The following is a 21,825-nucleotide window of genomic DNA, read 5'->3' on the forward strand; positions in this document are numbered from 1 at the left end:
GGACTGTCGGGGTCCATCAGGACGATCGGACCCACCAGGCCCATTGGGTGCCGCCTGGTGCCATACAGGACCCTCCATGACCATCCACGACTATCCCTGACTATCCGTGGCTATCCGGCGAGGGAGAGACCCGGCAGGTGCACACCGGTCTCCCGGCGCCGGACGGCGAGTTCGTCCAGCAGCTCGGCGAGGCGTGCGGTGTGCCGGGGCGTGAGCCGGCCGGTGTCGTCCAGGTGCACGGCGCAGGCGGTGGTGGTGTCGACGAGCCGTTCGAGGGTGGCGGCGATCTCGTCGGTGCCCGCGGTGTGCCGGGCCAGGGCGGGCAGTTCGGCGGAGGCGCGGGCGATGGCGGCACGGGCCTCCGCCAGGGCCCGGTAGGCCTCACGGCGCAGGGTCCAGCGCGCGGCACGCTGGTCATGAGGTCCGGGGCTTGCGCCTGGCAGGCGGTTATCGCTCGGGGCGAGGGCTTCGCCGGGCAGGCGGCTGTCGTTCGGCGAGTGGCGGTGGTGCCGCGAGTAGCGGTCGTGCAGTACGTGGCCTTCGCTGTGCACGTGGCCTTCGCTGAGCGCGCGGCCCTCGCCGAGAGCGTCGCCCGCGCTGAGTACGCGGCCCTCGCCGAGTACGTGGCTCGTGCTGAGTACATGGCGCTCGCTGAGTACATGGCCCTCGCCGAGCGCGCGGCCCTCGCCGAGTACGTGGCTGAGGTACGCGTGCGCGGCACCGCCCGCCGTGGCGAGCCGGGCGTGTACGCCGCCGGCGCGCTGCCCCGGCATCGGAAGGTGTCCGACGACCAGGACGATGGCGCAGGCCAGCAGGGTCTCGGCGATGCGGCTGACGGATGCCTGTGGTTCGCCGCCGGCCATCACCAGGGCGAGGACGAGGACGGTCACGACGGCGGTCTGGGCGGCGAAGTGCCGGGTGGCGACGGGGATCAGCGCGCCGCAGACTGCGACGAGCGCCACGAGGCCTTCCGGCCGGGGCAGCACCGCCGCGAAGGCGGCAAAGACGACGGCGCCCAGCACGGTCCCGGCCGCCCGGCACAGCACGCGCGAGGCGAGCGGGCCGAGGTCGGGCTTGACCAGGAAGACGGCGGTGGCGGGCAGCCAGTACCAGTGCGCGTGCTGCCCGTACCACTGGGCGTGGTGCAGGGCCTGGGCCACGGCGGCACTGACGCCGAAGCACAGGGCGACGCGCAGGCCGTATTCGCGGCCACCGGCGCCGACGACCGCGCGGAGCCGGTTCCGGGCCGTACGCCGGCGGGTGTGCAGGTCGCCGCCGGCGGCCCGGTCGAAGGCCTCGGCCGCGTGCAGCAGGGCGTCGTCCAGGGCGCGCAGGGCGGGGCCGGTGCGGGTGGGGGCGGGCAGCGGCCCGGTGTGGGTGCCACCGCGTACGGCGGCGGCGAGCCGCCGGGGTCCCTCGGACGCCCGGGCGGTGACGCCCTGCCCGGCCCAGGCGAGGGCGGTGGCGGCCTCGGCGAGCGGGAGGGCGGCGGCGTACTGCGCGTGCAGCCGGCGTTCGGCGGCACCGGAGGCGCAGCGCCGCAGCCGGGGTCCGGCGAGGGCGTCCTGCGCTTGGTCGAGGGCGGCGGTGAGGGCGGCGCGGCGCGCGGTGGCGTGCCGGGTGCCGGCGGCGTCGAGCAGTGCGGCGATCGCGTCGTAGACCCCGGCGACGGCCTGCCGCTCCCCGTCGAAGCGGAAGTCGCCGGTCAGGGCGCCGGGCGTGGGCAGCGCGAGCCGCAGGAGCAGCAGCCACCCGGCGCCGGCGAGGAAGGCGAGGGTGCTGTGCCAGCCCGGGTCGGGCAGTGGCATCCCGGCGCCGACGGCGGTCGCGACGAGCAGTTGGGTACCTGTGGCGGACGCGACGGGCCCGACGGCACTGAGGCTGCCTGCCGCGAACCCGAGCACGGTGAGCCCGAGGGTCAGGGCCACGGCTCCGGCGTGGTCCCCGGCGCAGGTCCCGGCGAACAGGCCGACGGCGCCGGCGAGCGCGGGCAGGCCGAGCCGCTTGACGGAGCTGCGGCGGCTGCCGGGCCGGTCGTTGATGCCGGCGAGCATGGCGGCGATGGCGGCGACGACACCGAGGGAGGCCCGGCCGGCGAGGACGGCGGCGAGCAGCAGGGGCCCTGCGGCCAACGCCCCTCGCGTCACCGCGCTCCACGGCACGGGCTCCCGGTGGGCACGCAGAGCGTGCGCGAGCCAGGGCGGAAGGACGGGGGCGGCGCGGCGCGACACGGGGCTCCAGTCGTCTGGTCGAGGGCGGGGGTGAGCCTTCGGGCGACGGTGGCCGGGCTGGCGGGGTGTGGTGTCCAGGGTAGGCCGCGTTGTTGGAGGGGAGGAAACGGCTGCGTTTCGGCGGCGTGACGCCGGGCTTCCGTGCGGGTCTCGCGGCGGACGAACCCGGGAGGGGCGTGCGCGGAACGGGCGAGCGCGGGAGGGGCAGGCGCCGGAGGAGGCCGCCTGTCGCGCCGACCTGCCCCATACGGTCGGCGCCGACAACGAAACCGACCCCGCACCCACCGACTCACCGACTCACCGACTCACCGACTCACCGACTCACCGACGGAACGAAACCATCACCATCACCGTCACCGTCACCGTCACCGAGAAGACGCCACCCCGTCGCTGCTGAACGCCGCCACCGCCCCGGTGAGGAGTTCGTCGACCTCCGTGACGACCGCGGTCAGCGCTTCGGGGTCGGGTCGCAGGCCGCTCAGCAGGGTGTCGACGCCGCCCAGTCCCGCGCGTTCGACGAGCCACTTCTCGTTGGTGACCCACTCGCCGCGCGCCGCCATCACCGCGTGTGCCGTGTGGGTCGTCGCGAGCGCGATCGCGCCCGCGACCTGGGTGGCGGCGCCCTTGGGAGCATGGCCGGCCTTGGCGTAGGCGAGGGTGGCGGCGGCCATGCCGTACCAGCGGCCGGGGGCGTTCTCCCGCAGCGCGCTCGGATAGCCGTCGGGCTGTTCCAGGCTGCCCCGCAGGACCTTGTTGATCGCCAGTTCGGCGACGAGGAGGTACGTCGGGATGCCCGCGAGGTGGAACATCAGCGGCTCGATGCGGAAGCGGCCCTCCTCGGCCTCCGCCCACTCGTGCTCGACGACGTCGAGGTCGCGGTAGTGCACGTCCACGCGCCGTCCCTCGACGGTCAGCCAGGCGCCGCCGTTGAAGACGCCGCCGCCCCAGCCGCCGATCTCGGAGACCTCGCCGGGCCAGCCGACGGCCCGCAGGTCGGCGGGGTCGAAGGCGCCGCGGTAGTAGAGCGCCAGGTCCCAGTCGCTGTCGGGGCGTTCGGACCCCTGCGCGCGGGAGCCGCCGAGGGTCACGGCCCGTACGCCGGGCAGCGCGGCGAGCCGGTCGGCGACGGTGTCGAGGAAGGCCTGGTCGGTACGGGAGGACACGGCGGCGGCTCCTGCCGGTCGGGGGCGCGGGTCGTCAGGGGTCGGCGGAAGCGTACGCCGCTCGCCCCGGCGCACGCACGGCGATATCCGGGTGCGTCGCGCGATCGCAGGCCGCATCATCGGCGGGTTGCCTCCTCGTCCGACCGATCCTCCGGAGCCCGCATGATCCGCCGCGTCACCGCACCCGGCCTGTTCCCGCCGCCCGCCTACTCGCACGCGTCCGTTGTGGAGGCCGGTACGAGACTCGCCTTCCTCGCCGGGGCGATGCCGCTCGACGCCGACGGAAAACTCGTCGGGGAGGGGGACCCGGTGCGGCAGGCCGAGCGGGTGATCGCCAACCTCGCCGAGCAACTCGGGGCGGTGGGCAGCGACTTGACCCACGTTCTGACGACCGACGTGTACGTGGTGAGCGACCAGCCCGCGGTGCTGTCCGCCGTGTGGGACGTCGTCACGGCGTCCGGTCTGAGCGCCGGGCCGCACGCGGCGACCCTGCTCGGCGTGGCCTGCCTCGGCTGTCCGGGCCAGCTCGTGGAGATCACGGCGACCGCCGTCGTACCCGAGGAGCACCGCCCGTGACCGAGGTGCGCGAGACGACAGGGACAGGTGAGGCGAACGTCGTGCTGCGGCGGGCCGTGGCCACCGATGCAGAGGTGGCGGCCGGTGTCTGGTTGCGGTCGTTCGCCGCCGCGCTGCCGACCGTCGTACGGCCACGGTCCGACGACGAGGTGCGGTGGTACTTCCGTGAGGTGCTGGTACCGCAGGCCGAGACGTGGGTCGCCGAGGCGCCGGGCGGTGACCTGGTGGGCGTGATGGTGCTCGACGGCGGAGAGCTCGCGCAGCTCTATCTCGCCCCGGACTGGCGGGGGCGCGGCCTCGGGGACCGCTTCGTCGCCCTGGCCAAGAACCGCTCCCCGGCCGGGCTGAACCTGTGGACCTTCCAGGTCAACGAGGCAGCCCACCGCTTCTACGAACGGCACGGTTTCGTGGCCGTCGAGCGCACGGACGGCAGCGGCAACGAGGAGCGGGAACCGGACGTGCGGTACGTGTGGCGACCTGGTCGGGCGTCCGGGTGACGGGGACGGGCCCCCGGGGGGACTGGCCGTCGAACCGACCGGCATCGCCCGCCCCCCTCTGCGCGCTTCGCGCCACGCGCTACGCGTCGACATACTTCCCAGCGGCGCTCCGCTCCGCCGCCCGCACTAGGGCTGCGCCCCTCGGCGCTCCCGCGTCAGTCCCCGGCACCCCCGCCCCACACCCGCCGTTTCGGCAGCGGTCTCGCGTAGCTGCCGGCGCGGCTGGTCGTGAGGCCCAGTCCCACCAGGGACTCCGCGAGCCGTACCGCCGCGCCCACCCCGTCCACGACCGGCAGCCCCAGCTTCTCCCCCACCGTCCGCTGCAGTCCCGTCATCCCGGCGCACCCCAGCACCAGGACTTCGGCGCCGGCCCGGCGGGCCCGCTCTGCGGCGGCGAGGAAGGCGGACTCCGTGCGCTCGGCGTCGCCCAGGTCGAGGACGTTCAGGCCGGTGCCGACGACGGCGGCGCAGTTGCGGCCGACGCCCGCCGTCTCCAGGCTGTCCTCGATCTGCCCGCACGACCGCTCCAGGGTGGTGACGACGCCGTACCGCCGCCCGAGCAGACAGGCCAGATGGGCCGCGGCCTCCGTGATGTCCACGACCGGCACGTCCACCAACTCCCGGACGCCCTCCCGCCCGTGCTCCCCGAAGCCGGCCATGACGACGGCGTCGTACGACGGTCCCTGGTACGTCCGCAGCGCGTCCATGACCGCCGCGGCCGAGAGGTAGCTGTCGAGCCAGCCCTCCGCGGACTCGGGCCCCCACGCGGGGGTCAGCCCGGTCACGGTGGTGCCCGGGCCCGCCGCGGCCCGGGCACCTCGTACGATCTCCTCGGTCATCGACTGCGTGGTGTTGCAGTTCGTGACGACGATCCGCACTCCGTTGCGCACTCAGCCCTCCGTCGCCGCGCGCTCGCTCCGGCACAGCAGGACGTACAGCCCCGCGGCCAGTGCCGTTCCGATGAACCAGGAGTACGGCGCCACGTCGCCGAAGGTCTTCACGAGCGCGAGCACCGCCGCGACCGCCGCCGACGGCAGGAACGCCCACAGTGCCTTCGGGTTGACGCCCTTGCGGTAGTAGTAGCGGGAGCCGGGCTCGGCGTTGAAGAGCTGGTCGACGTCGATGCGGCCGCGCTTGACCCAGTAGTAGTCGACCATGATCACGCCGAACAGCGGGCCGAGGAAGGCGCCGAGGCCGCCGAGGAAGTAGTTGACGACCGTCGGGTTCGAGAACAGGTTCCACGGGGTGACGGCCAGCGCCGCGACCGTGCTGATCATGCCGCCGACCTTGAAAGTGATCTTCTGCGGCCAGACGTTGGCGAGGTCGTACGCCGGTGAGACGAAGTTGGCGACGATGTTGACGCCCATGGTGGCGATGGCGAAGGTCAGCGCGCCCAGCACGAGCACCCAGGTGTTGCCGATCTCGGCGACGAGGTGGGCCGGGTCGGTGATCTCCTTGCCGAACACCTCGTACGCGCCCGCCGTCACGATGACCGACACGATCACGAACGCCGTGGAGTTGATGGGCAGGCCCCAGAAGTTGCCGCGCCTGACGGTCCGGTAGTCGGGCGCGAAGCGGGAGAAGTCGCAGAAGTTGAGCATCAGCGTGCCGTAGGTGGCCAGCACCAGGCCGATCGCGCCGAACCACTGGCGCCACTGCTCCCCCACCGGCACCGGGTGCGGCGTCGAGGTCAGCGAGATGGTCCAGCCGGCCTTGGCGAGGATCCACACGGCGAGCGCGATCATCACGATCCAGATGGCCGGGCCGCAGAAGTCCTGGAACTTGCGCACCGATTCCATGCCCCGGCTGATGATCGCCGCCTGCACGAGCCACAGCGCGACGAAGGAGACCCAGCCGAGCGCGTCGAGCCCCAGGAAGGAGTTGTGGGTCCAGGACTCCAGGCCCGGCCAGGCCGCCAGCAGCATCACGTTGACGGCGACGGAGGCGAGGTAGGTCTGGATGCCGTACCACATGATGGCGATGACGGCCCTGATCAGCGCCGGGATGTTGGCACCCCAGACGCCGAAGCCGATGCGGCCGACGACCGGGAAGGGCACGCCGGTGCGCTGCCCTATGCGGCCCATCATGTTCATCCCGACGTAGATGATCACGAAGCCGACCAGCAGGGACGTGAAGATCTGCCAGACGTTCATGCCGAGGAACAGCAGGCCGGCGGCGAAGGTGTAGTTGCCGAGGTTGTGGACGTCGGACATCCACAGCGCGAACAGGTCGAAGACCTTCCAGGTGCGCTTCTTCGCGGGCGCCAGGTCTTCGTTGGTGAGGCGGGGATCGGGGACGAACGCTGCTGTGCCGGTGGCTTCGGCACGGTCGGCGAGGGACACGGGACCTCCAGGAGCGAGGGAGCGGAGGACTGCTTTGCCGGGCGTTTGGTATACCAAACTGGGGTCATGCTCCTCCCGTCAACCGTTCGGACCGATGTCGTTGCCGTTAACGCTCCGTAAAACGCGCCCGGAGTCCGCGAAGATGGGCCCATGGCGAAGATCGAACCCCTCGGCGCCGTGCGCGAACGCGTCCTGGCCGGCCTGCGGCAGGACATCATCGCGGGCCGGCTCCGCCCCGGCGACCGGCTCGTGGAACGCGAACTGGCCGAACGTTTCGGGGTCTCACGGGTTCCGGTCCGCGAGGCGATCCGTGCCCTGGTCGCCGAGGGCTTCGTCCTGTTCGAGACGCCACGCCGCACGGTCGTACGCCGGCTCACCCCGGCCGACGTCAAGGAACTCTTCGAGCTGCGCGAGGCGTTGGAGGTGTACGCGGCCGGGCTCGCCGCGGCGCGGGCGACCCCGCAGGCCCTGGCGGAACTGCGCGACCTGCTGGACACCGCGGCCCGCGCCACCGCCGCCGGGGACGCCGAGGCGATCACCGACGTCAACACCCGTTTCCACGACCACGTCCTCGCCACCGCCGGCAACGGCCTGCTGATCTCGGTCATGGAACCGGTCGACGGCCGCCTCCGCTGGCTCACCCGGCGCAACGAGGAATGGCCCCAGCTCCTCACCGAACACCGCGAGTTGTACGAGGCCATCGCCTCCGGTGACCCGGACCGCGCCCGCGCCCTCGCCCTGCGCCACGTCCAGGCCAACTACCGCTCGACGGTGCGGCACCTGTTCGGGGAGACGGCGGAGGAGAGTGAGGAAACGGAGGGGGGCGGCACCGGCCCCGGGGCCTGAGCGACGGCGAGCGGCACGGTAGGCACCTGCCGGTCAACCGCGCGCGTACTTGTCCGTCGCCGCCACCAGCGCGTCCACCATTCCCGGGGTGCCCGCGTCGTGTCCGGCCTCGTCCACGATCACCAACTCGCTGCCCGGCCAGGCGTGGTGCAACCGCCACACGGTGCCGAGCAGGTTGCCGAAGTCGAGGCTGCCCTGGACCATCGTGCCGGGGATGTCCTTGAGGAGAGGCGCGTCGCGCAGCACGACCCCCTCGTCGTTGTCCGCGCCGAGGAAATGGTCGTTGCCGAAGTAGTGCGTCACCGTGCGGGCGAAGCCCATCCGGAACTCCGGCTCCTCGAAGCGCGGCACCGAGCGGGGCGGCGCCGGAATGATCGCCGTCTCCCAGTCGGTCCAGCCGCGCGCCGCCCGCTCGCGCACCTCGGGATCGGGGGACTCGATGAGCCGGTTGTACGCGGCGGCCGGATTGCCGTCCCGCTCGTCCTCCGGGAGCAGGGCGAGGAACCGCTCGAACGCCTCCGGGAAAAGCTTCCCCAACCCCCGCGTCAGCAGCGTCACCTCACGGTTCGCGCCGGTCGCCACCGCCGTCAGCACCAGCTCGGACACCACGCCCGGATGCGTCTGCGCGTACCGCAGTCCGAGCACCGACCCCCACGACCCGCCCCACACCAGCCAGCGCTCGATCCCCAGGTGCCGGCGCAGCACCTCCAGGTCGGCCATCACATGCTGGGTCGTGTTCACGCTCATGTCGGTGTCGTACGCGCTCGCGTGCGGCGTGGAACGCCCGGACCCGCGCTGGTCCAGCAGCACGATCCGATAGGCGGCGGGGTCGAACAGCCGACGCAGGTAGGGGCTGCTGCCGGAACCCGGCCCGCCGTGCAGCACCAACGCGGGCTTGCCGCGCGGGTTTCCGCACGTCTCCCAGTAGACGCGGTTGCCGTCACCGACGTCGAGCATTCCCTGGTCGTACGGTTCGATCTCCGGATACAGGCCCATCCGGGCACCGTAACGTCCACGCACCGGACACGTCGTCTCAATTTTCCGGAGCGACCGCGAGGTCCGCCGCCCGTGCCGCCGCTCTCAGGACGTCCCGCAGCATCTCGGGGGTGAGCCGCCCGGTGAAGGTGTTGCGCTGACTCACGTGGAAGCAGCCGAACAGGTCCAGCCGCCGACCGTCGAGGCCTCCGCCGCCCAGCCCCCTGGAGTCGTCAGGACCATGGTGGCCGTCGGTCTCGTTGTGACCGTCAGGCCCGTCGCGGCCGTCAGGCCCGTCGCGGCGGTTGGCCTCATCGCTGCCGTCGGCGTCGTCGCGGCCGACGGGCTCGCCGCGGCCGTCATGACCGGCGGAGGTGCCGGAGGCGGCGAGGGTCACCCGGGCACCGTGGGCGAACACCGGCCGCGGCCTGGGCACCGTCCAGCCCGCCTCCGCGAACGCCGGCAGGGCCGCCTGCCAGCCGAACGCGCCCAGTACGACGACGGCCCGCAGCGTCGGCCGCAACAGCCGCAGCTCCTGGACCAGCCAGGACCTGCACGTGTCGCGCTCGCCGGGGGTGGGCTTGTTGGCGGGCGGCGCGCAGTGCACGGGCGACGTGACCCGTACCCCGTGCAGCTCCAGCCCGTCCCCGACGGCGACGGACGTGGGCTGCGTCGCGAGACCCACGTCGTACAGCGCCCGGTACAGCACGTCTCCGGAACGGTCCCCGGTGAACATCCGCCCGGTTCTGTTGCCGCCGTGCGCCGCCGGGGCGAGGCCGACGATCAGCAGCCGCGCGTCCGGCGGCCCGAAGCCCGGCACGGGCCGGCCCCAGTACGTCTCGTCGGCGAAGGCGGCACGCTTGACCCGCGCCACCTCCTCCCGCCAGGCGACCAGCCTCGGACAGGCCCGGCAGTCCGAGATCCGCCGGTCGAGAGTGGCGAGGCCGCTGGTGTCCATGCCCCAACGGTAGGCCGACGTAATTTCCGGCGCCCTGTCCCGGCCCCGGTATTAAGGTCGGGGGCATGGTTGCCAAGGATGCGGACCACCACGACAGGGTGGACGGGCACGGGGCGAACGAGGTCCCACGGCGCGGCGGCTCCCGCGATGCCGACCGGGCACGTACGGCCGAGGTCCCGAACAGCGCCGCCGCCGGTGCCGATGCCAACGCCGATGTCGACGCCGATGCCGGTACCGGCGCCAACGCCGATGCCCATGCCAGCGCCGAAGGCGCCGCCGTTCCCCAGAGCGGTGCCCCTGCCGCCCAGGACACCCTCGATCCGAAGGTCGCCGCCGCCCTCGCCGCTGCCGAGGCCGCCGGCCCCAAGAGCGGTGAGACCGTCCGGGTCGACAGCTGGATCTGGGCCGTCCGCCTGATCAAGACCCGCTCCGCCGGAGCCACCGCCTGCCGGGGCGGCCACGTCCGCGTCAACGGTGAGCGCGTGAAGCCCGCCTATTCCGTGCGCGTCGGTGACGAGGTGCGGCTGCGGCACGAGGGCCGGGAGCGGGTCGTGATCGTGAAGCGGCTGATCCGCAAGCGGGTCGGCGCCCCGGTCGCCGTCCAGTGCTATGTCGACAACTCCCCGCCGCCCCCGCCCCGCGAGGCCGTCGCCCCCGCCGGCATCCGCGGCCGCGGCGCCGGTCGCCCGACCAAGCGGGACCGCCGTGAGCTGGAGCGCCTGCGCGCCCTGAAAGGCTTGAGCAACCCGGGCGGCCGGCCCCGCGGCGGCCGGTGAGGCAGCCACTGACTGGAGGTGCGGAGCCGTAGGCCCTGGGCGCGGGGCGGGCTCCGCGCTCCGGGCGCCGCACCACCGACGACAACGGCGTGAACGCCACCGTCACCGTCACCGTCACCGTCACCGTCTGAGTATGCGCAACAGATCCGTGTTGTGCCCGCGCCGGGCCCACGCGATGAGGGCGAGCGGCAGGATCAGGATGACCGGCGTCGCGGCGTACTCGCCGTCGAAGACGGTGACCTGGACGACGAACGCGCCCACCATCAGCGCGCTCAGCGCCATCGCCGCGACCGACTGCAGCACGGGTATCAACAACGCGACGGCTCCGGCGAGTTCGAGTGCGCCGATGGTGTACATGCCCGCACTGCCCCAGCCGAGCTCGTCGAACGACTCGACGGCCGACGAGTGCGCGATCAGCTTCGGCAAGGCACTCGCGATACCGAAGAAGAGCGCGAGGACGACCTGCAGAACGCGCAGGGCGACACGGGCACGCCGGCCCCGGGCACTCGTGGACCCGGCGACGACAGAAGCGGTGTTTCCGGACATACGTCCTCCTGTGTGAAGCGGTCGTGGCTGTCACGGAGGAAGACCGCCGCAGCCCTCACAACTCATCGCTCACCGCCGGCCTTTCCCCCAGGGCTCCTCCCCTGCCCCGGCCTTTCGCCACCCGGCCTTCCCCCGCCCCGGCCTCCCCCCGCCTCCGCCTTTCCCCGCCTCGGCCTTTCCCTGCCGCGACCTTCCCTCGCCTCGGCCTTCCGTCTACGCCCCCACCGGCACCGCCCTCACCCACGTCCCGTCCTCCGTCAGATACCGGTCCACCCGCAGGCCCGCCTCGCCGAGCGCCTCCTCGAACCGCTCCTTCGTCAGCGGCCGGGAGAGGAAGGTCTGGGTCCAGACCGCGTCCGGGAACTCGTACTCCACGTGGACCGAGTCGACCCCGTCGCCCACAGGCTCCGCCGACACGATCCGCACGGTGAACCCGGCGGGGTCGACGCGCTCGCGCGGTACGCGGGCGTGGAAGTCCTCGCCCTCCCGCTGGATCAGCACACAGCCGTCCTCGGCGACATGCCGTACGCAGGTGCGCAGCAGTCCGCGCCGCACTTCGGTGTCGCCGGCGTGCACGAGGAACGACGCGAGCATCACCACGTCGAATCTCTCGCCCAGGTCGAGCTTCTCGATCGGGCCGCATATGGTGCGCGCTGCGCGGACGCGCTCCAGCATCTCGGCGGACTCGTCGACCGCCGTGACCGTGAACCCGCGTTCCAGCAGTGGATGCGTCACCCGGCCCACGCCGCAGCCCAGCTCAAGGATGTGCGCCCCCGCAGGGACGGCCGCGGTGATCACGTCCGGCTCGTTTCCCACCGGTAGCCGTGAGTACAGCTCGACCGCGCAGCCGTCCGGGGTGATCGCCCCCGGCCCCGTCCCCTCGTAGCCCTCACGCATTTTCCGTTTCATGCCCGTCCAACGGACCGCGTCCGCACACCCGTTCCCCCTCGGGCACGGTTCACCCGACCGAGTGACGGCAGCGTGACGGTCCTTGCGGACCGTGTGGCACGGCGTCAGGAGTCGAAGCGCGCGGCCTTCAGGTACTCCGGGTTCGGGTCGAGGGCGGCCGCCAGCCGGAAGTGGCGTTTGGCCTGGTCGGGGCGGCTGAGACGCTCGTAGGTGCGGGCGAGCGCGAAGTGCGCGAAGGCGTTGTCGGGCTCGCGCTCCAGGACGATGCTGAATTCCAGTTCGGCGGGTCGCAGTTGCGCGGCGGCGAAGAAGGCGCGCGCACGCAGCAGTCGCGCCGCGGTGTTCTCCGGATGGGCGGCGATCACGTCGTCGAGCAGTTTCACCGCGCCCCGCGGATCCCGTGCGGCGAGCAGCTGCTCGGCGGCACGGAAGTCGATGACATGGGTCTCCGGAGTACGTCCGGTCGATCCGCTGGTGTCGGGCACGGCTGAGTCCTTCCCACGCTGGAAGGGTTCAACGCGTGAACCGGGGGCTGCTATTCCTCCGGGCGGCCGGCCTGCTGCCGCGTCGCGGGGGCCCGGCGGGCGAGTTCGGCCCACACCTCCGTCACGCGCTGCCGCAGCTCCTCCAGCGGTACGTCGTTGTCGATGACGATGTCCGCGATCTCCCGGCGCTGCTCGCGGGTGGCCTGGGCGGCCATGCGCGCCCGCGCGTCCTCCTCGGTCATGCCCCGCTGCCGCACCAGCCGGTCGAGCTGGGTCTCGGGGCTCGCGTCCACGACGATCACGAGGTCGTACAGCGGCGCGAGGCCGTTCTCCGTGAGCAGCGGGACGTCGTGGACGACGACGGAGTCCTCGGCGGCGGCGTCCTCCAGTTCGCGGGAGCGGGCGCCGACCAGGGGGTGCACGATCTTGTTCAGGACGGCCAGCTTCTCCGGGTCGGCGAAGACGATGGAGCCCAGCCTGGGCCGGTCCAGGCTGCCGTCCGGGGCGAGTACGTCCGCGCCGAAGGCCGCGACGACCGCGTCGAGACCGGGCGTCCCGGGCGCGACGACTTCGCGCGCGATGCGGTCCGCGTCGATGAGGACCGCCCCGCACTCGACGAGCAGCCGTGACACCTCGCTCTTGCCGGCGCCGATCCCGCCGGTCAGGCCCACCTTCAGCATGAGCGGAAGCTTAGGCCCTGCGACGGGCGAGCCACGCGGCGGGGACGGCGGACCGGCGGTGTACCGGCCGCCCCGCCCGGGCCGGCGGCCATCGCCGCCGGGCCGGGTCCACGACGTGGCGCCTGCCGTGCTCCGGGCGACGTCGCCGCTTTACGGACGCGCCCTAGCCCTCCCCTTCCCGCTCCGCAAGGAATCGTTCGAACTCGCGCCCGATCTCGTCCGCGGACGGGATCTCGACGGCTTCGGCGAGCATGTTGCCGCGTGTCTCGGCGCCCGCGGCGGCGTCGTACTGGTGCTCCAGGCCCTGGACGAGGGCGGTGAGTTCCTCGTCGCCCTCCTGGATCTGCCGGTCGATCTCCGTCTGCGTGCGGTGCGCGTCGGTGCGCAGTCCGTGGGTGACGCCGGGCAGGACGAGTCCGGTCGCCGCCGTGATGGCTTCCAGGACGGTCAGCGCCGCGTCCGGGTACGGAGAGCGGGCGATGTAGTGCGGGACGTGCGCGGCGACGCCCAGGACGTCGTGTCCGGCCTGCATCAGGCGGTACTCGACGAGTGCCTCCGCGCTGCCGGGCACCTGGGCCTCCTCGAAGGGGCTGCGGTGGCCGGGGACGAGGTCGGTGCGGTTGCCGTGCGGGGTGAGGCCGACGGGCCGGGTGTGCGGGACGCCCATGGGGATGCCGTGGAAGTTCACGGACAGGCGCACGCCGAGGCGCTCCACGACATCCCGGACGGCGGCGGCGAAGCCTTCCCACTCGACGTCGGGCTCCGGGCCGGACAGCAGCAGGAAGGGCGCTCCGGTGGTGTCCTGGAGGATGCGCACCTCGATGGCGGGTTCCTCGTAGTCGGTCCAGCGGTCGCGCTGGAACGTCAGCAGCGGGCGCCGGGCGCGGTAGTCCACGAGCCGGTCGTGGTCGAAACGGGCGACGAGTTGGTGGGGCAGCGAGTCGAGCAGCCGGTCGACGATCTGGTCGCCGGTCTCACCCGCGTCGATGTAGCCGTCGAAGTGGTAGAGCATGACAAGGCCGGCCGATTCCTGGGCGAGCGCCATGTCGACCACGGCCAGGCCCTTCGGCTCCCATGCGTACAAACCCTGCGGATCAGGCACAGTGACCGCTCCTCCTCGTGTTCGTACCGCACAACGTGGTGCGGGACACGCGCATTCCCCGCCCGTGGCCTGATCAGGCTGTCTTTACCGCCCTTTTCCCATCGCCGTCGCGGTCGTTGATGTGCGCGCGGCGTGTCGCGTCGTCGGCACGCGCGCGTCGGCGGGCGACGACGGCCCGGCGTGCGCGGAGTGAGGGCACGGCACACGTTGCCGACCGAACGGTCACCGCGGGAACCGCTGAGGGCCCGCATCCTCGAAAGGATGCGGGCCCTCAGTTCACGAGCTACTGCGCAGTGATCAGCTACTGCTCAGTGGTCAGCTCTGGCCACCGGCGAGCTTCTCGCGGAGCGCGGCCAGCGCCTCGTCCGAGGCAAGCGCACCGGAGTTGTCCGGGCCCTCGGAGGAGTACGAACCGCCACCACCGGACGCGGCCGGAGCGGCGGCCTCGCCACCCTCGGCGGCAGCGGCGGCGTCGGCCTCGCGGGACTTGATGACCTGCGCCTGGTGCTGCTCGAAGCGCTGCTGCGCCTCGGCGTACTGGCGCTCCCACTCCTCGCGCTGCTTCTCGTAACCCTCGAGCCAGTCGTTGGTCTCGGGGTCGAAGCCCTCGGGGTAGATGTAGTTGCCCTGGTCGTCGTAGGACGCGGCCATGCCGTACAGGGTCGGGTCGAACTCGACCGCCGACGGGTCGGCACCGAAGGACTCGTTGGCCTGCTTCAGCGAGAGGCTGATGCGACGGCGCTCGAGGTCGATGTCGATGACCTTGACGAAGATCTCGTCGTTGACCTGGACGACCTGCTCCGGGATCTCCACGTGGCGCTCGGCCAGCTCGGAGATGTGGACCAGACCCTCGATGCCCTCGTCCACGCGGACGAACGCACCGAACGGCACCAGCTTCGTGACCTTGCCGGGCACGACCTGGCCGATCTGGTGGGTGCGGGCGAACTGCTGCCACGGGTCTTCCTGGGTCGCCTTCAGCGACAGGGAGACGCGCTCGCGGTCCATGTCGACGTCCAGGACCTCGACCGTGACCTCCTGGCCGACCTCGACGACCTCGGAGGGGTGGTCGATGTGCTTCCAGGACAGCTCGGAGACGTGGACCAGACCGTCGACGCCACCCAGGTCCACGAAGGCACCGAAGTTGACGATCGAGGAGACCACGCCGGAGCGGACCTGACCCTTCTGGAGGGTCGTGAGGAAGGTCTGGCGGACCTCGGACTGCGTCTGCTCCAGCCAGGCACGGCGGGACAGGACCACGTTGTTGCGGTTCTTGTCCAGCTCGATGATCTTGGCCTCGAGCTCCTTGCCCACGTAGGGCTGGAGGTCGCGAACACGGCGCATCTCGACCAGGGAGGCCGGGAGGAAGCCGCGGAGGCCGATGTCGAGGATGAGACCACCCTTGACGACCTCGATGACGGTACCGGTGACGATGCCGTCCTCTTCCTTGATCTTCTCGATGGTGCCCCAGGCACGCTCGTACTGGGCGCGCTTCTTCGAGAGGATCAGGCGGCCTTCCTTGTCCTCCTTCTGGAGGACCAGGGCCTCGATCTCGTCGCCGACGGCGACGACCTCGTTCGGGTCGACGTCGTGCTTGATCGAGAGCTCTCGGCTCGGGATGACACCTTCGGTCTTGTAACCGATGTCGAGCAGGACCTCGTCCCGGTCGACCTTCACGATGACGCCGTCGACGATGTCGCCGTCGTTGAAGTACTTGATCGTCTCGTCGATCGCGGCGAGGAAAGCTTCCTCGTTACCGATGTCGTTGACCGCTACCTGCGGGGTGGTGGCGGTGGTCTCGGTGCTGCTCGTCATGTGGGAAAGGGCTCCGGTACGGACATTGAAGTCGTAGGTACTGCTTACGCCGGGAGCCCGTTTCGCTCTGCAGAAGCCGGACAGCCAAGGAAGCGCCATTCCAGACACCGGGTGCCCGGTGGCGCCTCGACAACCGAGGGGACATACAACAGATGCGAGCGCAGCCTGCTACGTCTGAGGTGCGCAGGCCCGCAGCGCAACTTGTAGCATACGGGGGCAGCCGGGCAGGGTCAATGCGCGAACCGCGCACCCGGGACGGATCACCGCATACCCGGCACAAAACCTGTCTCCCGAGGCCATCAGGCACCGGGCTGTCCCTCTCGCGCGAGGCACGAGAACCGCCGGGACGGGCTGGACGGAAGAGTACGACGAGGGAGCCGATCATCCAAGAGCCCGTAGCGTCCGAACCCGAGGCCACCCGTCGGGACGCCGGAGTCGCGGAAAGCGTCCGGGCGAACCGCGGCTGGTGGGACCGCAACGCGGACGAGTACCAGACCGAGCACGGCACCTTCCTCGGCGACGACCGGTTCGTCTGGGGCCCCGAGGGCCTGGACGAGGTGGAGGCCGAGCTGCTGGGCCCGCCGGACGAACTGAAGGGGAAGGACGTCCTGGAGATCGGGGCCGGCGCGGCGCAGTGCGCGCGCTGGCTGGCCGCGCAGGGCGCCCGCCCGGTCGCCCTGGACATCTCGCACCGGCAGCTCCAGCACGCGCTGCGGATCGGCGGATCGTTCCCGCTGGTGTGCGCCGACGCGGGCGCGCTGCCCTTCGCGGACGGCTCCTTCGACCTGGCGTGTTCGGCGTACGGGGCGCTGCCCTTCGTCGCCGAGCCGGTGCTGGTGCTGAAGGAGGTGCGCCGGGTGCTGCGGCCGGGGGGCCGGTTCGTGTTCTCGGTGACCCATCCGATCCGCTGGGCGTTCCCGGACGAGCCGGGCCCGGAGGGGCTCAGCGTCTCGGGTTCCTACTTCGACCGCACGCCGTACGTCGAGCAGGACGAGGCGGGCCGGGCGGTGTACGTCGAGCACCACAGGACGCTCGGCGACCGGGTCCGGGACGTGGTGGGAGCGGGCCTGCGGCTGGTCGACCTGGTGGAGCCGGAGTGGCCGGCCTGGAACACCTCGGAGTGGGGCGGCTGGTCCCCGCTGCGCGGCAACCTGATCCCGGGGACGGCGATCTTCGTGTGCGAGCGGGACTGAGGGCTGCCTTTCCCCTGATCCCCTGATCCCCGCACGCGTACGTGCACGCGCGCGTGCGGGCCCCGCGGGGCGTACGACACTGGGGGCGTGATCCGTTACGACGCTCTGGACGGCCTGCCCGTACGTACCGCCCTGCCCGCGCTGGACGACGCCCTGGCGAGCCACGGCACCGCCGTGCTGGTCGCCCCGCCCGGGACCGGCAAGACGACGCTGGTGCCGCCGACGCTCGCGGGGCTGCTCGGCGAGGGGCCCGCGCGGCGGGTGGTCGTGGCCGAGCCGCGGCGGATCGCGGCGCGGGCGGCGGCCCGGCGCATGGCGTGGCTGCTGGGCGAGAAGGTCGGCGACAGCGTCGGTTACACGGTGCGCGGGGAGCGGGTCGTGGGGCGGCACACGCGCGTGGAGGTCGTGACGACCGGCGTGCTGCTGCAGCGCCTCCAGCGGGACCAGGAACTGTCCGGCGTGGACGTGGTGGTGCTCGACGAGTGCCACGAGCGGCACCTGGACGCCGACACCGTGGCCGCCTTCCTCTGGGACGTGCGGGAGGCGCTGCGTCCGGAGCTGCGGCTGGTGGCCGCGTCCGCGACGACCGACGCCGAGGGCTGGGCCCGGCTGCTGGGCGGGGCGCCGGTGGTCGAGGCCTCGGACGCCTCGTACGACGTCGAGGTGGTGTGGGCGCCGCCGGCCCGGCCGGTACGGCCGCCGCACGGCATGCGGGTCGATCCGGCGCTGCTCGCGCACGTGGCGTCGGTGGTGCGGCGGGCGCTGGCCGAGCGGGACGGGGACGTGCTGTGCTTCCTGCCGGGCGTCGGCGAGATCGCCCGGGTCGCGGGCCTGCTCGGTGGGCTCGGCGGCGTGGACGTGCTTCAGGTGCACGGGCGGGCGCCGGCGGCCGTGCAGGACGCGGTGCTGGCACCGGGCGAACGGCGCCGGGTCGTGCTGGCGACGTCGGTGGCGGAGTCGTCGCTGACGGTGCCGGGCGTGCGGGTGGTCGTGGACTCGGGGCTGGCGCGGGAGCCGCGGGTCGACCACGCGCGCGGGCTGAGCGCGCTGACGACCGTGCGGGCCTCGCAGGCGGCGGCGCGGCAGCGGGCGGGGCGGGCCGGGCGTGAGGCACCGGGCGCGGTGTACCGGTGCTGGGCGGAGGCGGAGGACGCGCGTCTGCCGCGTTTCCCGGCGCCGGAGATCAAGGTGGCCGACCTGACGGCGTTCGCGTTGCAGGTGGCGTGCTGGGGCGATCCGGACGCGTCGGGGCTGGCGCTGCTGGACCCGCCGCCCAGTGGGGCGATGGCGGCGGCGCGGCGGGTGCTGACGGCGGTGGGGGCGGTGGATTCCGCCGGGCGGGCCACGGAGCGGGGCGCCCGGCTGGCGAGGCTGGGGCTGCATCCCCGGATGGGGCGGGCGCTGGTGGACGCCTCGGCACAGGTCGGCGCCGAGCGGGCCGCCGAGGTGGTCGCGCTGCTCAGCGAGGAGGCGCCGCGGGAGTACGGGGACGACCTCGCCGGTGCGCTGCGGGCCGCGCGGCGCGGGGGCGACGCCTATGCCACGCGGTGGCGTGCGGAGGTGCGGCGGCTGCGGGCCGTCGTGGGCGAGGTGTCCGGACCGGCCGCCCCGGGCGCCGTTCCCGAGGACCGTGCTGTCGGGCTCGTCGCCGCTCTCGCGTTTCCCGAGCGGGTCGCCAAGGCGGACGGTGGCTCGTACCTCATGGTCTCCGGAACCCGCGCCGAACTGTCCGACGGATCCGCGCTGCGGGGCGCGCCCTGGGTCGCCGTCGCCGTGGCCGACCGCCCCGTGGGCAGGGGGCACGCGCGTGTGCAGCTCGCGGCGGCGATCGACGAGGACGCCGCCCGCCTCGCCGCCGGTGCGCTCCGCCAGGAGGACGACGAGGTGCGCTGGAGCGACGGAGACGTCGTCGCCCGGCGCGTGGAGCGGCTCGGCGCGGTCGAGCTCGCGGCCGGGCCGCTGAGAAAGGCCGCTGCCGGGCTCGTGCGCGAGGCGCTGCTGGACGGGCTGCGGCGCGAGGGGTTCGGGCTGCTGCGGTGGTCGGCGGACGCCGAGGTGCTGCGGCAGCGGCTCGCCTTTGTGCGGCTGCACCTCGGCGAGCCCTGGCCGGACGTCGGCGACGACGCCCTGCACGCGCGCGTGGACGAGTGGCTGGAGCCGGAGCTCGGCCGGGCGCGGCGGCGGGCGGATCTGGCGAGGATCGACGCCGGGGAGGCGCTGGCGCGGTTGCTGCCCTGGGCGTCCGGGGAGGCCGGGCGGCTCGACGAACTCGCCCCCGAGCGGATCGCCGTACCCAGTGGGTCCAGAATCCGGATCGACTACTCCCGTCCGGAGCAGCCCGTGCTGGCCGTGAAGCTCCAGGAGATGTTCGGGCTCCAGGAGTCGCCCCGGGTCGCCGGGGTGCCGGTCGTGGTGCACCTGCTCTCCCCCGCCGGGCGGCCCGCCGCCGTCACCGCCGACCTCGCCTCCTTCTGGAAGGACGGCTACAAGGGCGTACGGGCGGAGCTGCGCGGCCGCTATCCGAAGCATCCGTGGCCCGAGGACCCGGCGACCGCCGAGCCGACGCGGCACACCAACGCCCGGCTGCGGCGCTGACCGCCGGGCACTCGGCAAGCGCCCGCACACGCGCAGGGCGCCCCTCCGTTTCGTGGCGGGGCGCCCTGCGGCTCCGTGCGGACTACGCGCTCGGACTCGGGCTCGGCGACGGGCTGGTGGACGGGCTCGGCGACGACGTCTCGGCGGCCGCCACGGTCAGCTCGACCGTGAGGGTCGCGCCGCCCGCTGTGGTGATGCGGAGCAGGAACGTGCCGCTCGTGTCGTCCGCGTAGAGCTTCGGCAGCTTCAGCAGACCGTTCGCGTCCGTCTTCAGGCCGGTGAGGGTGCGGATGGCCCCGCCCTCGGCGTCCTTGAAGTGCGGGCCCTTGTCGTTGACCGTCGGGTCCTCGGCCGACTTGATCAGCGTGGCGGTGGCGGCGACACCGTCCGCGGCGGCGCCCTTGTACGTGGCCCTCACCTCGACCTGGTTCGCGAACTCGCCGCCGGGTGTGCAGGTCAGGGCGGTGTCGCTGGTGCGCGTGAGGGCGTCGGCCACGCGCTCGGTGACGGAGGCCGAGTAGTCCAGGCCGGGGACGAGGCGGCCGACGACGGTGGCGCGGATCGTGAAGTCGCCCGTCTTCTCACCCGCGCGCAGGCCGGGCGAGACCGCCACGCCGGAGCTGTTGGTGACGACCGTGGCGACGCTCTCGCCGTTGGAGAAGGTGGCGTCGGTGGCGCCGTTGATGGTGAACCGGATGCGCACCGCGGCGACCGCCTTGCCCTGCTGGGTCTCGGCGCGGGTGCTGACCCGTCCGGCGAACGCGTCGCCCGCCGTGGCGGTGAGCTTCTCGGTCCCCGCGTCCTCCAGGTGGTGCACCGTGTCGGTGGGCGTGGGGGACGGGGAGGGCGGCGGGGTGGGCTTGGGGCTCGGGGTGCCGGAGGAGGGCGGATTGGGGCTCGGGCTGCCGCTGCCCGGCTTGTCGGACCCGCCGGGCTTCGGGGTGTTCGAGGCGGGCGGCGCCGACGGCCGGGTGCTCGCTCCCGAGCCCTGCTTGTCGTCGCTGCGGCCCACGGGCAGGGTGCCGGTGCCGTCCGGGATCTCGTGCGAGCCCTTGCGGTAGTACTCCAGCCACGACAGGACCGTGTGCAGGTAGTCCTGCGAGTTGTTGTAGCTGAGGATCGCGCGGTTCAGGTCGGCCTGCACGGACAGGTCCCAGCCGTTGCGGCACAGGTAGTGGCCGGCGGCGAGGGCCGCGTCGTAGATGTTGTTGGGGTCCTTCTTGCCGTCGCCGTTGCCGTCGCGGCCCGCCCAGGCCCAGGTGGACGGGATGAACTGCATGGGGCCGACGGCGTTGTCGTAGCTGCTGTTGCCGTCGTAGACGCCGTTGTCGGTGTCCCGGATGAGGGCGAAGCCGTTGCCGTCGAGCTGCGGGCCGATGATCGGGGTGATCGTGGTGCCGTCGGCGTTGACGCGGCCGCCGCGGGCCTGGCCGGACTCCACCTTGCCGATGGCGGCGAGGAGTTCCCACGGCAGGTTGCAGCCGGGCTTGGACTCGCCGAGTGCGGCGGCGGCCTTCTTGTAGGCGTCGAGGACGGTGGCGGGGATGCCGGCCTCGGCCGAACCGGGCGTGACGGGCGTGCCGTCCGTCGGCGACGGCTTCGGGCTGTTCAGCGGCGGCAGGTCCGTGTAGTAGGGCGAGTTGCCGGTCGCGCTGTCGGCGTTCGCCTCCGGCGACGGCGTGGTGTCGGCGGTGGACTGTCTGCCCTGGTCCCCCGGTGTCGCACCGGGAGCCTGGGACGCGGCCAGGGCCGCCACCGCGGCCGCGGCCACGGCGGTGGTCGCCGCCCCCTTGCGCAGCCTCCTGCCGAAATGCGCCGTCATGGAGTGAACCCCCTCCCGTGGACGCCGGAGCGCCCGTCTCTGCCTGGTGTGCTCGCCTTGTTGTGACGGTCGGCCCGCCGCGCCGGTTGCCCTTGTGGAGCCGATTGATTACCGACTCGCGCGGATCGTGTGGTGCCTGTGTGCAGTTGTGCCGCTGTTTCGCGCGGTTTGTCCGTCCGTTCCACGGGCTCGTCGGGCACGGCAGCCCAGGCGACCCTACGACAACTTGCTTGCCTGGGACACCCGTTCGCGCCCGGTATTCCCTGGTCGGCCACCCCTGTGGAAAACCTGCGGTGCGGGAGGCGGGGTCGCGCATA

General features: G+C 72.8%; 19 protein-coding genes. 6 read left to right on the forward strand and 13 right to left on the reverse strand.

What is annotated here, in order from left to right:
- Positions 1–110: 110 nt before the first annotated feature.
- Both QC282_RS01125 and QC282_RS01130 read right to left on the reverse strand, forming a co-directional pair.
- Positions 111–2,231, reverse strand: coding sequence for an FUSC family protein (locus tag QC282_RS01125; protein WP_279547216.1), 2,121 nt, complete (start codon positions 2,229–2,231; stop codon positions 111–113).
- A gap of 365 nt (positions 2,232–2,596) precedes the next feature.
- Entirely contained in the window at positions 2,597–3,394 is a 798-nt protein-coding gene (locus QC282_RS01130) for a nucleotidyltransferase domain-containing protein (protein ID WP_279547217.1), read from the reverse strand.
- 162 nt (positions 3,395–3,556) lie between these two features.
- On the opposite strand from QC282_RS01130, the gene QC282_RS01135 reads away from it, so the two are divergent.
- Both QC282_RS01135 and QC282_RS01140 read left to right on the forward strand, forming a co-directional pair.
- The gene (locus tag QC282_RS01135; protein ID WP_279547218.1) at positions 3,557–3,970 is read left to right on the forward strand and encodes a RidA family protein; all 414 of its coding nucleotides are present in this window, start codon (positions 3,557–3,559) and stop codon (positions 3,968–3,970) included.
- The gene (locus QC282_RS01140) at positions 3,967–4,467 is read left to right on the forward strand and encodes a GNAT family N-acetyltransferase (RefSeq protein ID WP_279547219.1); all 501 of its coding nucleotides are present in this window, start codon (positions 3,967–3,969) and stop codon (positions 4,465–4,467) included. Before QC282_RS01135 ends, QC282_RS01140 begins: the two co-directional genes overlap by 4 nt.
- A 155-nt stretch (positions 4,468–4,622) precedes the next feature.
- Here the strand turns inward: QC282_RS01140 and QC282_RS01145 are convergent, their stop codons facing one another.
- Positions 4,623–5,345, reverse strand: a complete 723-nt coding sequence (locus QC282_RS01145) for an aspartate/glutamate racemase family protein (protein ID WP_279547337.1) — start codon at positions 5,343–5,345, stop codon at positions 4,623–4,625.
- Positions 5,346–5,357: 12 nt separating this feature from the next.
- Positions 5,358–6,809 (reverse strand): NCS1 family nucleobase:cation symporter-1, encoded by a 1,452-nt coding sequence (locus QC282_RS01150; RefSeq protein WP_279547220.1) that lies wholly within the window; start codon positions 6,807–6,809, stop codon positions 5,358–5,360.
- 150 nt (positions 6,810–6,959) lie between these two features.
- Here QC282_RS01150 and QC282_RS01155 point away from each other — a divergent pair, with 150 nt between their 5' ends.
- A complete protein-coding gene (locus QC282_RS01155) occupies positions 6,960–7,655 on the forward strand; it encodes a GntR family transcriptional regulator (protein ID WP_279547221.1) in 696 nt (231 codons plus the stop codon).
- A gap of 33 nt (positions 7,656–7,688) precedes the next feature.
- On the opposite strand, the gene pip is transcribed toward QC282_RS01155, so the two are convergent.
- Together pip and QC282_RS01165 are read right to left on the reverse strand one after the other, a co-directional pair.
- Positions 7,689–8,651 (reverse strand): prolyl aminopeptidase, encoded by a 963-nt coding sequence (gene pip, locus QC282_RS01160; RefSeq protein ID WP_279547222.1) that lies wholly within the window; start codon positions 8,649–8,651, stop codon positions 7,689–7,691.
- 37 nt (positions 8,652–8,688) lie between these two features.
- Positions 8,689–9,588 carry a uracil-DNA glycosylase gene (locus QC282_RS01165; protein WP_279547223.1) on the reverse strand — a complete coding sequence of 300 codons (900 nt, stop codon included), beginning with the start codon at positions 9,586–9,588 and terminating at the stop codon, positions 8,689–8,691.
- Between the two features lie 65 nt (positions 9,589–9,653).
- Here QC282_RS01165 and QC282_RS01170 point away from each other — a divergent pair, with 65 nt between their 5' ends.
- Positions 9,654–10,364, forward strand: coding sequence for an RNA-binding S4 domain-containing protein (locus QC282_RS01170; RefSeq protein ID WP_279547224.1), 711 nt, complete (start codon positions 9,654–9,656; stop codon positions 10,362–10,364).
- Between the two features lie 120 nt (positions 10,365–10,484).
- On the opposite strand, the gene QC282_RS01175 is transcribed toward QC282_RS01170, so the two are convergent.
- The 6 genes from QC282_RS01175 to rpsA all read right to left on the reverse strand — a co-directional run bounded on the left by QC282_RS01175 (position 10,485) and on the right by rpsA (position 15,898).
- The gene (locus QC282_RS01175; RefSeq protein ID WP_279547225.1) at positions 10,485–10,910 is read right to left on the reverse strand and encodes a DoxX family protein; all 426 of its coding nucleotides are present in this window, start codon (positions 10,908–10,910) and stop codon (positions 10,485–10,487) included.
- A 213-nt stretch (positions 10,911–11,123) separates the two neighbouring features.
- Positions 11,124–11,807, reverse strand: coding sequence for a class I SAM-dependent methyltransferase (locus QC282_RS01180; protein ID WP_279547226.1), 684 nt, complete (start codon positions 11,805–11,807; stop codon positions 11,124–11,126).
- Positions 11,808–11,923: 116 nt separating this feature from the next.
- A complete protein-coding gene (locus tag QC282_RS01185; RefSeq protein WP_279547227.1) occupies positions 11,924–12,304 on the reverse strand; it encodes a tetratricopeptide repeat protein in 381 nt (126 codons plus the stop codon).
- Between the two features lie 50 nt (positions 12,305–12,354).
- On the reverse strand, positions 12,355–12,984 hold the full coding sequence (coaE, locus tag QC282_RS01190; protein WP_279547228.1) for a dephospho-CoA kinase: 630 nt from the start codon (positions 12,982–12,984) through the stop codon (positions 12,355–12,357).
- A gap of 163 nt (positions 12,985–13,147) precedes the next feature.
- Positions 13,148–14,086: a PAC2 family protein gene (locus tag QC282_RS01195; protein ID WP_279547229.1), complete on the reverse strand. Its 939-nt coding sequence runs from the start codon at positions 14,084–14,086 to the stop codon at positions 13,148–13,150.
- Positions 14,087–14,401: 315 nt separating this feature from the next.
- Positions 14,402–15,898: a 30S ribosomal protein S1 gene (gene rpsA, locus QC282_RS01200; RefSeq protein WP_279547230.1), complete on the reverse strand. Its 1,497-nt coding sequence runs from the start codon at positions 15,896–15,898 to the stop codon at positions 14,402–14,404.
- Between the two features lie 233 nt (positions 15,899–16,131).
- On the opposite strand from rpsA, the gene QC282_RS01205 reads away from it, so the two are divergent.
- Both QC282_RS01205 and hrpB read left to right on the forward strand, forming a co-directional pair.
- Positions 16,132–17,091 carry a class I SAM-dependent methyltransferase gene (locus tag QC282_RS01205; RefSeq protein WP_279547231.1) on the forward strand — a complete coding sequence of 320 codons (960 nt, stop codon included), beginning with the start codon at positions 16,132–16,134 and terminating at the stop codon, positions 17,089–17,091.
- 87 nt (positions 17,092–17,178) lie between these two features.
- On the forward strand, positions 17,179–19,686 hold the full coding sequence (hrpB, locus tag QC282_RS01210) for an ATP-dependent helicase HrpB (protein ID WP_279547232.1): 2,508 nt from the start codon (positions 17,179–17,181) through the stop codon (positions 19,684–19,686).
- A gap of 82 nt (positions 19,687–19,768) precedes the next feature.
- On the opposite strand, the gene QC282_RS01215 is transcribed toward hrpB, so the two are convergent.
- The gene (locus QC282_RS01215; RefSeq protein ID WP_279547233.1) at positions 19,769–21,508 is read right to left on the reverse strand and encodes a lytic transglycosylase domain-containing protein; all 1,740 of its coding nucleotides are present in this window, start codon (positions 21,506–21,508) and stop codon (positions 19,769–19,771) included.
- Positions 21,509–21,825: the final 317 nt, after the last annotated feature.

This window comes from Streptomyces sp. DH24, from assembly GCF_029813775.1.
In the GTDB taxonomy this organism is placed as follows: Bacteria; Actinomycetota; Actinomycetes; order Streptomycetales; family Streptomycetaceae; genus Streptomyces.